Below are 10,730 nucleotides of genomic sequence, written 5' to 3' on the forward strand. Positions count from 1 at the left end.
CGGTGACGCCGTCCTTAGTGATGCGCGGGGCGCCGAACGACTTGTCGATGACGACGTTGCGGCCCTTGGGGCCGAGGGTCACCTTCACCGCGTCCGCGAGGATGTTGACGCCGCGCAGCAAGCGCTCGCGGGCATCGGAATGAAATTTGACTTCCTTGGCAGCCATTGGATCACTCCTTGTCTGGGCAGTTTTCATTGACTTGATTGAGGGTTCTATCGAAGCCCCGGTCAGGCGGCCTTCTTGACCGCCGCAGCATTCTCGATCACGCCCATCACGTCGCTTTCCTTCATGATGAGCAGGTCCTCGCCGTTGAGCTTGATTTCAGTGCCGGACCACTTGCCGAACAGAATGCGATCGCCCGCCTTGACGTCGAGAGGCGTGAGCTTGCCGCTCTCATCTCGCGAACCAGGTCCGATGGCGATGACCTCGCCCTCCTGCGGCTTCTCCTTGGCGGTGTCGGGGATGATGATGCCACCGGCCGTTTTTTCATCGGCCTCGACGCGGCGGACCAGGATACGGTCATGCAATGGACGGAACGCCATATCGTTCTCCTTCTGGACAAACAGATTTTTGAGGTTCTTCCACACCGGACCGGCAATATCGGATCGGTGCGGGGTGCGGCGACCCCTCGCGGGCATCGCGCGCATATCGAGCTAGTTCTGCGACTTTTCGGTTTCAAGAGGTTCGGCAGAATTTTTTGGCACTCGCACCAATCGAGTGCTAGTGCCATGAAAACATGTGGCTAATTTGGATTACAGCCGCGCATTCCCGCTTGAATTTTCCCGACGAAGGAACAAGATAATCCAAGCCTTCGCCGCCGGCGATGGCGTCAAACCGGAGTCTGACAAAGGAGCTTTTGGAAAGACGGAGGACCACGATGGACCGACACAATCCCAAGCCGATCAACCTTTCTCTTGTTCCCGAAACATCCGACCTCGCGCTCGACCGTTTGTTGTCGCCGGCGCGCCATTTCACCCATCCAGACGACGTCCTTAAGGAGGATACGCTCGACATTCAGGAGAAGCGGGCGATCCTCTCGTCCTGGGCCTCGGATGCCTGCGCGGTGGAATCCGTTCCGACGCTGCGCCGACCGCCGGGAGCCGAGCAGACGATCTCCTTCGATCAGATCATGGATGCCCTATGCCGGTTGGACAACGCAAACCGCCCGATCCCGGCTGAGAGTGGCCACAGGCACATGTCTGACCGCCTGGACGCCTGATGTCGCAAGTCAAGGAGACGCATATGGTCACTGCGGTCAGCAGGGAATTCCGCCTGCAGATGGAAGGCTACGGCCTGACCACGGCCGAAATCCACTACCATTTTCCTGACCACCCGAGCCTGCTCCAGCTCTATGTCTGGCAGGAATACGATCTTGCGCCGAACTTCCCGGAGCTGAAAGGCTTTCTCGACTATTGGGAAAGCGAGCTGGACGGCGCGCTGCACTCCGTGCGCGTCGCCCACCACCGGCTGATCAAGCCGTCGGAATGGCGCGCCGTCGACGGGGTCATTGCCATCCAATGAAGCTCATCTCGGGCCGCAGGGCGCCGATCATCCGTGGTTGGCTTGACTTGCGAGGAGCGCGCGCTGCCGGCAGAACCAACCCAGCCCGCCTTGCCGCCCTGAGGAAGGCCTTGTGCGCATCGCGTGCGCTGCGCCATCCGTCCAGCGCGTCACGGCAGGCGCGCGCGGCAGCACGCCAACTCCCTCCGCGCGCCCAATGGGGCCACTGCTGGTCCAGGCATTCCAGTGCCTCGAAGCTGCTGGCGACCTTGCGCGAGGCGGGGGGGAAAACGAACGTCGTTCATCACTTCCTCCGTTTTTGATGTCTTTTGCCAGCAAGCAATCGCCCTGCTCGTAACGCCAAGACGTGGAGCTCTTGCCGCATCGGAGCGCTCAATCGTCCTCGTCGGCATCAAGGAGGTCGATCAGTTCGGCAACGCGCGTGCCCGGCAGCGGCCGTCCTTCGCCCATCAGCGCCTCGTCGCCGTTGAGCCAGCCCCAGGCCTCACGCAGTTCCTCGAACGAGGCGCCGGTGGACAGGATATCGGCGATGAGCGTTTCGTCGATCGGCCCAAGGACCGAGACAACGTCCTTACGTGTCATTACTCATCGTTTCCTCCGTCCATGCCCGGAAACGGACGCCACCACGGGCTTCTCAATGACGACCCCATCTGGGTCAAGGGCGTATGGCTAGCTGCTACAGGACATCGCATCCATGGGCTGGTCGCCCGGTCCCGATCCGCATCGGCAGGAAGCCTATCTGGCGGGGGCAATTTCTTCCTTGCCAACTCGCATCCCCAGCCAGCGCTCCAAGGACTGGCGCTTCGTCGTGGTTTCAGATGATCAGAGAGATCAGAGACCATGTCGCTCTCCGCTGTACTGATCCTTTTCGCGATCGACCGGATGCTGCGGCGGTACGGAGACCGTTGCTTCGAATTTCAGGCATCAGTTTCCAAAGAGTGGTCCGCGCCAATCTTCGGTCCTGTCATCCATGACGGTGCCACGGGGACATCCTCGATAACCCCGACCCTGCGAGCCCAAGTCGTAAAGGTTTTGTGTGCCGCCTCGACAGACTTCCCGCCGTCGTAAGCGGAACAGCACGTTTCAGATGCCGCGGCGTGAAGAAGGCCACGTCTTTCGACCGCCCATTCCTCAAGGAACTCTATGGCATCCATAACACAGTCGATCCTTCGGAGAACGAAGCCGTCGTCCCTCACAAAAATCGGCTGCTTGAACGTTCCACTTTCCATAGCAACCTCCTTCTGGCCGTGGAGCGCATACGAGACCCACTCAGCGGGAATAGCCGTGCAAGGACACGCACAATTTCGCTGTGACGCGATGGGGTCACAGAAAAAATATTGGAAGTGCCTCTTGTGAGTTCAAGAGAGTGGCACACCGGGTTTCCACCCTTCCGCGGCGGTTTGACTGGCTTCCGATTCAAATGACCCTCCGTCCGAAGAAATCCGCAGTGCCGGCTAGCCGCGCCCAATTCATTTTCCTTTGGCTCGCGGCTTGCCGCCCTGAACCGAGGCGGAGGAATCTGGTCTGGGCTTCCTGTCACGAAGACAATGACCATGCCCTTGCCGCGCCACAGTTCCGATGCGATCTGAGTGGCGTTCTGCATCATTGTATCCCTCCCCGATTGGCGAAGGACGGCGGCGGCTCAAGCCGCCGCCACCACAACTGCCTCAGTGCTTGATTTCGATGCGCTTCGCCTGGGACTGCGCTTTCGCGGTCTTCGGCAGCGTGACCGTCAGTACACCGTTCTTGAAGCGGGCGTCTATCTTGTCCTCCTCGACCTCGTAACCGAGGCGGATACGGCGCTCGAAGCGGCCGTAGTAGCGCTCCGAGAACTGCCTGTCCTTATCTTCCATCTCCGAGCGCTTCTCGCCCTTCAGCGTCAGCACGCCATCGTCGAGCAGGACCTCGATGTCCTTTTCCTCCAGACCGGGTACTTCGGCGGTCACCTTAACCGCCTTCTCGCCGTCGGAAATCTCGACGCTCGGCCAGCCGCCGCCGAAGGAAGAAGCCCTGCCCAAGGCCGGCAGGCTGGAATCAAAGCCACGGAACACGTCGTCGAACAATCGATTCACCTCGCGATGCAAGGACAGGAACGGATCGCGATCATTGTCTCGAAAGACGCTCGGAAGCTGGTCGCCATTGCCACGGCTCCACGGAATAAGATCACGGACACTCATATGTCGTCTCCTTCTGTTCGGTCATGGATTACAATACTTTCCGGCGCGCCGGGCCTATCGTCCGGCGCCTTGTCCAGTCGGTCACCGGACAGCGTCAGGCAGCCCGGGTGTCGGCCTCGATCTGCCTCGCCTCGGCTTTCGGCTTTGCCTTGACGCTCCCGATTTCGATGCGGCGCGGCTTCATCTCTTCAGGAATCTCGCGCTTGAGATCGATCGTCAGCAGACCGTTCACGAGGCTGGCGTTCACGACCTTGACATGGTCAGCCAGTTCGAACCGTCTACGGAAGGCCCTTTCGGCAATGCCGTGGTGCAGGTATTCGGCATTGTCTTCCGCGGGCTTCTGGCCGGACACCATGAGCATGTTGTGCTCCTGGGTGATGTCCAGCTCATCCTGCGAGAAGCCGGCCACCGCCATGGTGATGCGGTAGTCGTCCTCCCCTTTTTTGGCGATATCGTAGGGAGGCCAGTTGTCGACTGTCTCCACACGGCTCGCGGATTCGAGCGCGTTCAACATTCGGTCGAAGCCGATGCCCGACCGGAACAGGGGGGTGAAGTCGAAAGTGTTTCTCATAGCCACATCCTCCTTTGAGCAACATGGGTACAAGCTTGCTGTCGGACGCTTTCTTGCATCCGTCCGACAGGCCGGTCCCCTAAATGGGCCTCCGGCATTTTACGATTTAGTTAGGCGATTTCGCCATTCAAGGCCTGAAAAGGCAGTTTGCCAGCTCAGTCCGGTCGGGAAGGTCCTGGCTGGAATGCCAAGGCGGAGAGGTATCGATCTTCAAGACTATGCCGCGCCACGGGATTGCGGCGCATTGCGGCTGGCGATGCGGGGCGGCGGCCGAATGGCCGTCGCCCCGAGGTCGATTGCTTATCAGACGTGCAACGGTCTCCCCGTGGTTTTGACTGGCATCATCGTTCCATCTTCCACCAGGATGTCCTTCTTCCTAGCGAACCGCACAAGAATGCCGCGCGCGGTCTCTGCGTCGATGTCACCGGCCAGCGCGGCTTTGCAGGCGCGGATCGCCGCCTTTTGCTCCGGACTGTTGCCACACCAATCCGTGACGAACTGGTAGGCATCGACAACGGAGTTCAACTGCCGCGGAAAACCAAGCCCGACCCAGACGCGAACGGGCTTTTCGAAAGGCTGGGAAAGCATCATTTCCTCCCTCCGAAACAGTCAGGCGGCAATGCCGCCGGTCTGGCCCATCTTCGCGCCGGCCATCCAGGGCATCGCCGTGACGCCATCCTCGAGGATTTTCACCGACCGGGCAAAGCCGGCGAACGCGTCGCGGGCGACTTGCAAAGGCACGCTGCCGTCGAAGGCGCGGCAGCATGCCCGCTTCGCGGTCTCATAGATCACTCCGCGCCGGTGCGAAGGCCATTCATCGAGGAAATCGAAGGCTTCCTCAAGGCAGGCTATTTCCTGAATGAGACCTTCCGCGGCTCTCACGAACAAAGGGCTTTCGAATGTTCTCTCGCTCATAGAAACCTCCAATTCTTTGAACGATTTCGGGTTGTTGACGATGGTCGCCCCAACGAACGGCGGCGACCTGCGAAAAATATGTGAAGGTCGATTTCCAGCGTCAAGACCGGATGATCACAGTCGCAAAAATTTCTGGGAACCTAGCTCTCGATAATGTCGCAAGCGAGTTCACGGGGGTCTTCGTCGAGCGTGCCGATGAGCGCCGACGACTCGCCAAGCGTATCTGCCGGTAGGTAGTCCATTCCATTAACGAAAGAGCCAAGAACAAATGCCTGGCCTCCAGCCCGCGTTTCACACTGCCCTTTATGCGATTTTCGAAGCACACAAATCGGACACGGATAGGTAGGTTCCCGTGTTTTCGACGCGGTTGACGTCGATAGCCCTCACCCCCTTCAGCGGCTCCGGCCGAGCATTATTAAAGGCTGCGAGGGGCCGCAACGGAACGTCCGTTTTTCCAGTAAGCGACCTTGCATCCGCCCTATGCGCCCGGCTTGTCCGAGACTGTAAAGGTGCGCTAGCGTCGGCTAGGAAAGCGAGACTACGCGACTAGCCGCTGCAGCACCGCCGCATGGCTACTCGGCTGCTATTCTGACTCCGGACTTATTAACGAGCAGAACCGCGATTTCATCAACAGCCTGCGCCGCCCGTTTCAGGATCAGTTCGGAGCGCAGCACGCCATCTGTGAAGTCCTTATCGGTCGCGTAGACGGCTGTGGGCAGCGCGAAAGCCTCGAAGAAACCGAAAAGCGGCCTGAGCTGATGCTCGACGATCAAGGAATGGCGCTCGCCGCCTCCGGTGGCGGTGAGAACCACCGGCTTGCCTCTCAGCGCCGACGGATCGATCAGGTCGAAGAAATGCTTGAACAGCCCGGTATAGCTGCCCTTGTAGGTCGGCGAGCCTACGACGAGCACGTCCGCGGCAATGACGTCTGAAAGTATCGCCTGCGCCCGCGCGTCGAGGTCACGCGCCCATTTGGCGGTGCCCAACGACGGACCGACATCATCGATGTCATAGGTTCTGGAAGAGAGGCGGTGGCGGGGTGCGATGTCCTGCACGATGAGGTCGACGAAGGCGCGCGTCTTCGACGGGCGGGTGATATTGCCGGAAAAACCGACGATTGCTGGATTTGACATAGGGGCGGACTCCGGGGTGGCTCCTGGATTGATCTGTAGGCGGCTCGGCCGGGCCGCCGCTTGGGGAAACTTGGTCGACGCCGACGGGCTCGACGGAACGGCGCGATCAGCTCCAGGCGTGCAGCGGCGGCTTCTCGCCGTTGAGGAAATACTTGCCGAGGATCGAATATTTCCAGCGCACCGGATCATGCAGCGTGTGGGTGCGGGCATTGCGCCAGTGCCGGTCGAGATTGTGCTCGGCAAGCGTCGAGCGCGTTCCGGCAAGCTCGAACAGCTTGTTCGTCGCCGCAATCGCGATCTCGGTCGACAGGATCTTCGCCTCCGCCGTGACGACCTGGGCGTGCGCCACCGTCTCGGCGGTCGGCTCGGCGACGGCTGTGTCGATGGCGTGGCCGGCCTTTTCCAGCAGCGCCTGCGCGGCGTGCAGGCGAAGCGTCAGATCACCGATGGCCTGGATGGTGTAGGGATCGTCCCAGGCATTGTCGACGCCACTGTCGATCCAGGCACGGCTCTTGGTCCGGACGAACTGGACCGTCTCGTCGATCGCCGCCTGCGCGATGCCGGTGTCGACCGCGACCTGGATGATCTGGAAGATGGCGCCGTCGGCGGTCGGCTTGTCATAGCCCTTGTAGCCGGGCACGAGATGCGTCTTCGGCACCTTGACGTTGTCGATGATGACCGTGCCCGACAGCGTCGTGCGCTGTCCGAAGCTCGACCAGTCGTCGATCACCGTCAGGCCCGGCGCGCCGCGGTCGGCGATCGCGTACCAGGCGCGGCCCTCATCGTCGAGCGCCACGATCGGCACCAGATGCGCCAGAAGCGCCCCGGACGAATAGAACTTCTGGCCATTGACGACGACGTGGTCGCCGGCGTCGGTGAAGCGTGTCTCGAAATCGGCGGCGCGCTTGGAGCCGAATTCCGAGAAGGCGTTGCCGAACCGCGTGCCTTTCAGCACTTCGGGAAAGAGCACTGCCTGCTGGTCCTTGTCGGAGACGGTGCGGATGGCGGCGACGACGCCGAGATGGTTCTGCGCGATCTGTCCGATCGAGGAGTCGGCCGCCGAGATGATCTCGATCACCTTGGCTAGCGTCGCGTAGGACACTTCGGGGCCGCCGAACGCCTTCGGCACGTTGATCGACCACAGGCCGCTCTGCGAGAACTGATCGAGCTCGGCCACGGGCCAGACCCGGTCGCGGTCGCGCCGGGAGGAGTCCTTGACGAATTCGGCGGCGAGCCTCTGGGCGACCGCGATAGCCTCGGCGTCGTCCTTGATGATGTGCGCCGGCTCGGCTGGCCGCGCGACGGGTGGCACGGCGGCAGCAGCCCTGTCGGTCTTCACGTTGGACACAGTCATTTCATTCTCCTTCGGATTTCGGTTCAGGCGACGGCATGAAGATGGACGGCGGGCGCGGCGGGCGAAGCCTGCTGGCCGAGATAGAAGGCGCGCACGTCCTCGCGCTGGCGCAGCTCCGCCGCCGGTCCGGACAGGACGGAAACCCCGTTCTCGAGCACGGTGGCGTGGTCGGCATATCTGAGTGCGACGGCCGAGTTCTGCTCGGCGACCAGGATCGACAGGCCGGCCTCCCGGTTGAGCTTCCTCAGCGCCAGGAAGATGTCCTGGACGACCAGCGGCGCGAGCCCCATGGACGGCTCGTCGAGGACCAGCAGGCGGGGGCGTGACATCAGCGCCCGGCCGATGGCCGTCATCTGCTGCTCGCCGCCCGAGGTCAGCCCGGCAAGCGTGCGGCGCTTCTCGGCCAGCCGCGGAAAGAAGCCGTAGATCCGTTCGAGGTCCGGGTTGATCTCGGCGCGCCGGCCGCTGCGGCCGATGCCGCCGGAGACCAAATTCTCCTCGACGGTCAGGCTCTTGAAGCAGTGGCGCCCCTCCAGCACCTGGACGAGCCCGGCGCGCACGAGGTCGCCAGGCTTGCGGCGGGTGACGTCGCTTCCTTCGAAGCGGATCGCGCCGGCGTTGATCTGGCCGCGCTCGGCGGGCAGGAGGTTGGAGACCGCCTTCAGCGTCGTGCTCTTGCCGGCGCCGTTGGCACCGAGCAGCGCCAGGATCTCGCCGCGCCTGAGCTCGAAGCTGACGCCGTGCAGCGCGGTGATGGCGTGGTTGTAGGTGGCGTGGATTGTGTCCACGACAAGGATGACGTCATTGCCTGGCATCGCGTCTTTCCCGGTTGTTGCAAATGAGGTGACCGGGCGCCGGAACCTGGTCCGGCGCCCGCTCGAGTGGATCAGTTGGTAGCGGCTACCGCGTCGGCATCGGCGGCTGTGCGCAGCTTGATGCCCTTCTCCGCCGCGTAAGCCTCGGCCGACTTCTCGATGATCGGCCGCAGCAGCGCCCAGTCGGGGGCGATCCAGTCGGAGACGACGTTCCACTTCTTGCCGTCCCACTGCTGGAAGGTCACGTAGCCTTCGCCTTCGTGATTATCCCAGCTGACATTGATGGAGTGGAACAGGTCCTTGGCGCCGAGCGCCTCGACCTTGGCCGGATCGAGTTTGAGATGCTCGAAGCCCCAACGGACCTCGTCGCCGGTCAGCGTGCGATGGCCGAACTTCTCCTGCGCGATGCGGATGGCTTCGACATTGAGGATGCCGTTGACGATGCCGAGGTTGTGATAGACCGAGCCGATGCGCGACTTGTCCTCGAGGTTGCCCTTGCCGGCGTCGTAGACGGTCTTCACGATCTCCTTGACCACCGGATAGCTGTTGCCCGAGGCCTGCGTGGTGATGGCGGTGTAGCCCTTGGCGGCGTCGCCGGCGGGGATGACGTCTTCTTCCGAGTTCGACCAGACGTTGCCGATGATGTGGTCGACGGGATAGCCGACCTTCACGGCCGTCTTCAGCGCCACCGGGTTCATCACGCCCCAGCCGCGCAGGACGACGAAGTCCGGCTTGGCGCGGCGGATCGTCAGCCATTGCGATTGCTGCTCGTTGCCGGGATGCGGCACCTCGATCTGCTGCACGGTGAAGCCGTATTTCTGCGCCAGCAATTCATAAATCGGGATCGTCTCCTTGCCATAGGGCGAGCCGTGATAGAGCACGACGATCTTCTTGCCCTTCAGCTTGTCGATGCCGCCTTCCTTGGAGGCGATGTAGTTCACGATGCCGGACGTCTCGCTGTAGGGATTGAGCAGCAGCGGGAAGACGTAAGGGAACACACGCCCGTCGGTGGAGTCGGTGCGGCCGTGGTTGACCGTGATCAGCGGCACCTTGTCCGAAGTGATGCGGTCGATCATGGCGTAGGCGATGCCGACCGAGAGAGGGTTCCAGGCGGCGGCGCCGGCGTGGCTCTTCTGCCGCTCGTAGCACTCGACGCCGCGCTCGACCTCATACTGGGTCTCGCACTCGTCCCACGTCAGCTTGACGCCGTTGACGCCACCGTCGCGGGTGTTGATGAGGTTGAGATAGTCGATGAAGCCGCCGAAGAAGCCGGTGCCGCCGGCCGCATAGGGTCCGACGCGATAGCTCTGCAGCGGGAAATACTGCTCGTCGGCGTGGGCGGCCGGCAAGGCCACCGACACGGCCAGTGCCGCCGACAGCGCGACTGCCTTTACTGTGGTTAGGAAGGTCATGGTTGAGGTACTCCCGGTTTGGCCTTGTTCGGCCTTGGTTCATTTTCCGATGTCTGGTTGGTCGGGGCCGCTGCCCCGAGCCGGCTAGCTCGATTGCCAGGCGAGCAGGAGCCGTCTTCGGACCCTGTCCCACAGGGCGACCAGCCCATCGGGTTCCAGGATCAGAAAGAGGATGATCAGGGCGCCGAGCACGATGCGCTGGCTCATGTCGAGCACGCCTGAATCGAACACGTCGCCGAGCAGGAAATTGCCGAGGCGCGACAGCGCCAGCGGAAAGACCACGATGAGCGCCGCTCCGAGGAACGCGCCGCGTATCGAAGCGAGGCCGCCGATGATGATGATGAACAGGATCTGGAACGAGCGGTCGAGATTGAAGCCGGCCGGCTCGACGGTCCTGAGATACGCGAAGGCCCAGATGACGCCGGCGACGCCGATAATGAAGGACGAGATGGCGAAGGCGAGCAGCTTCGTCTTCAGCACCGGTATGCCGATGATGCGTGCCGCCGTCTCGTTGTCGCGGATGGCGATGAAGTTGCGCCCCGTCTGCGACTCGACCAGCCGGTAGGCGAGGAAGGTCAGGATGACGACGACGGTGAGCGCGAAGAGATAACGGCCGACCGCACCCTCGAACTCGAAGCCGGCGATAACAAGCCTGGGCGCGTCGATGACGCCCGAGGCCGAGTCGTTGGAGAACCAGCTGAACTTGGTCAGCGCCCATTGCACGAAGAACTGCGCGGCGAGCGTCGAGACAGCCAGGTAGAAGCCCCTGAGCCTCAGGCTTGGCAAGCCGAAGACGATGCCGATGGCGGCGGCGACGAGGCCGGAGAGGAT

The 10,730-nt window shown here is 62.2% G+C and carries 14 protein-coding genes and 2 pseudogenes; 2 read left to right on the top strand and 14 right to left on the bottom strand.

Annotation, left to right across the window (positions count from 1 at the left end; genetic code table 11):
- Positions 1 to 166 (bottom strand): annotated as a pseudogene (gene groEL / locus EN742_RS11430) (chaperonin GroEL); the annotation flags it as partial.
- Between the two features lie 62 nt (positions 167 to 228).
- The gene (locus EN742_RS11435; RefSeq protein WP_126056336.1) at positions 229 to 543 is read right to left on the bottom strand and encodes a co-chaperone GroES; all 315 of its coding nucleotides are present in this window, start codon (positions 541 to 543) and stop codon (positions 229 to 231) included.
- Positions 544 to 878: 335 nt separating this feature from the next.
- On the opposite strand from EN742_RS11435, the gene EN742_RS11440 reads away from it, so the two are divergent.
- Together EN742_RS11440 and EN742_RS11445 are read left to right on the top strand one after the other, a co-directional pair.
- Positions 879 to 1,220 (top strand): hypothetical protein, encoded by a 342-nt coding sequence (locus EN742_RS11440; protein WP_126056337.1) that lies wholly within the window; start codon positions 879 to 881, stop codon positions 1,218 to 1,220.
- A 23-nt stretch (positions 1,221 to 1,243) separates the two neighbouring features.
- The gene (locus EN742_RS11445; protein ID WP_126059229.1) at positions 1,244 to 1,522 is read left to right on the top strand and encodes an usg protein; all 279 of its coding nucleotides are present in this window, start codon (positions 1,244 to 1,246) and stop codon (positions 1,520 to 1,522) included.
- Here the strand turns inward: EN742_RS11445 and EN742_RS11450 are convergent.
- The 12 genes and pseudogenes from EN742_RS11450 to EN742_RS11505 form a co-directional block, all read right to left on the bottom strand.
- Positions 1,506 to 1,766 (bottom strand): annotated as a pseudogene (locus EN742_RS11450) (DUF982 domain-containing protein); the annotation flags it as partial. The gene EN742_RS11445 and the pseudogene EN742_RS11450 sit on opposite strands and share 17 nt — an antisense overlap.
- 128 nt (positions 1,767 to 1,894) lie before the next feature.
- Positions 1,895 to 2,104 carry a hypothetical protein gene (locus tag EN742_RS11455; RefSeq protein WP_126056338.1) on the bottom strand — a complete coding sequence of 70 codons (210 nt, stop codon included), beginning with the start codon at positions 2,102 to 2,104 and terminating at the stop codon, positions 1,895 to 1,897.
- Positions 2,105 to 2,439: 335 nt separating this feature from the next.
- Complete coding sequence (locus EN742_RS11460; protein WP_126056339.1) at positions 2,440 to 2,751, bottom strand: DUF982 domain-containing protein; 312 nt, start codon at positions 2,749 to 2,751, stop codon at positions 2,440 to 2,442.
- A gap of 438 nt (positions 2,752 to 3,189) precedes the next feature.
- Positions 3,190 to 3,699, bottom strand: a complete 510-nt coding sequence (locus EN742_RS11465; RefSeq protein WP_126056340.1) for an Hsp20/alpha crystallin family protein — start codon at positions 3,697 to 3,699, stop codon at positions 3,190 to 3,192.
- Positions 3,700 to 3,793: 94 nt separating this feature from the next.
- The gene (locus EN742_RS11470; RefSeq protein WP_128332821.1) at positions 3,794 to 4,270 is read right to left on the bottom strand and encodes an Hsp20 family protein; all 477 of its coding nucleotides are present in this window, start codon (positions 4,268 to 4,270) and stop codon (positions 3,794 to 3,796) included.
- A gap of 303 nt (positions 4,271 to 4,573) precedes the next feature.
- Entirely contained in the window at positions 4,574 to 4,861 is a 288-nt protein-coding gene (locus EN742_RS11475) for a DUF982 domain-containing protein (RefSeq protein WP_245455608.1), read from the bottom strand.
- Between the two features lie 18 nt (positions 4,862 to 4,879).
- Complete coding sequence (locus EN742_RS11480) at positions 4,880 to 5,185, bottom strand: DUF982 domain-containing protein (RefSeq protein WP_126056341.1); 306 nt, start codon at positions 5,183 to 5,185, stop codon at positions 4,880 to 4,882.
- 572 nt (positions 5,186 to 5,757) lie between these two features.
- A complete protein-coding gene (msuE, locus tag EN742_RS11485) occupies positions 5,758 to 6,318 on the bottom strand; it encodes an FMN reductase (protein ID WP_128332822.1) in 561 nt (186 codons plus the stop codon).
- A 106-nt stretch (positions 6,319 to 6,424) separates the two neighbouring features.
- A complete protein-coding gene (locus tag EN742_RS11490; RefSeq protein WP_126056343.1) occupies positions 6,425 to 7,672 on the bottom strand; it encodes an SfnB family sulfur acquisition oxidoreductase in 1,248 nt (415 codons plus the stop codon).
- 23 nt (positions 7,673 to 7,695) lie between these two features.
- Complete coding sequence (locus EN742_RS11495) at positions 7,696 to 8,487, bottom strand: ABC transporter ATP-binding protein (RefSeq protein ID WP_126056344.1); 792 nt, start codon at positions 8,485 to 8,487, stop codon at positions 7,696 to 7,698.
- A gap of 71 nt (positions 8,488 to 8,558) precedes the next feature.
- The gene (locus EN742_RS11500) at positions 8,559 to 9,899 is read right to left on the bottom strand and encodes an ABC transporter substrate-binding protein (RefSeq protein WP_126056345.1); all 1,341 of its coding nucleotides are present in this window, start codon (positions 9,897 to 9,899) and stop codon (positions 8,559 to 8,561) included.
- 84 nt (positions 9,900 to 9,983) lie between these two features.
- A partial coding sequence (locus EN742_RS11505; protein ID WP_148670079.1) for a branched-chain amino acid ABC transporter permease occupies positions 9,984 to 10,730 on the bottom strand: 747 nt, incomplete at its 5' end.

Origin of the sequence: Mesorhizobium sp. M4A.F.Ca.ET.020.02.1.1, assembly GCF_004022645.1 — a bacterium.
Classification (GTDB): domain Bacteria; phylum Pseudomonadota; class Alphaproteobacteria; order Rhizobiales; family Rhizobiaceae; genus Mesorhizobium.

Bases quoted from the DNA above. Each gene is read 5' to 3' on its own strand.
- EN742_RS11435 (WP_126056336.1), bottom strand. From the start codon at position 543: ATGGCGTTCCGTCCATTGCATGACCGTATCCTGGTCCGCCGCGTCGAG.
- EN742_RS11440 (WP_126056337.1), top strand. From the start codon at position 879: ATGGACCGACACAATCCCAAGCCGATCAACCTTTCTCTTGTTCCCGAA.
- EN742_RS11445 (WP_126059229.1), top strand. From the start codon at position 1,244: ATGGTCACTGCGGTCAGCAGGGAATTCCGCCTGCAGATGGAAGGCTAC.
- EN742_RS11455 (WP_126056338.1), bottom strand. From the start codon at position 2,104: ATGACACGTAAGGACGTTGTCTCGGTCCTTGGGCCGATCGACGAAACG.
- EN742_RS11460 (WP_126056339.1), bottom strand. From the start codon at position 2,751: ATGGAAAGTGGAACGTTCAAGCAGCCGATTTTTGTGAGGGACGACGGC.
- EN742_RS11465 (WP_126056340.1), bottom strand. From the start codon at position 3,699: ATGAGTGTCCGTGATCTTATTCCGTGGAGCCGTGGCAATGGCGACCAG.
- EN742_RS11470 (WP_128332821.1), bottom strand. From the start codon at position 4,270: ATGAGAAACACTTTCGACTTCACCCCCCTGTTCCGGTCGGGCATCGGC.
- EN742_RS11475 (WP_245455608.1), bottom strand. From the start codon at position 4,861: ATGATGCTTTCCCAGCCTTTCGAAAAGCCCGTTCGCGTCTGGGTCGGG.
- EN742_RS11480 (WP_126056341.1), bottom strand. From the start codon at position 5,185: ATGAGCGAGAGAACATTCGAAAGCCCTTTGTTCGTGAGAGCCGCGGAA.
- msuE (WP_128332822.1), bottom strand. From the start codon at position 6,318: ATGTCAAATCCAGCAATCGTCGGTTTTTCCGGCAATATCACCCGCCCG.
- EN742_RS11490 (WP_126056343.1), bottom strand. From the start codon at position 7,672: ATGACTGTGTCCAACGTGAAGACCGACAGGGCTGCTGCCGCCGTGCCA.
- EN742_RS11495 (WP_126056344.1), bottom strand. From the start codon at position 8,487: ATGCCAGGCAATGACGTCATCCTTGTCGTGGACACAATCCACGCCACC.
- EN742_RS11500 (WP_126056345.1), bottom strand. From the start codon at position 9,899: ATGACCTTCCTAACCACAGTAAAGGCAGTCGCGCTGTCGGCGGCACTG.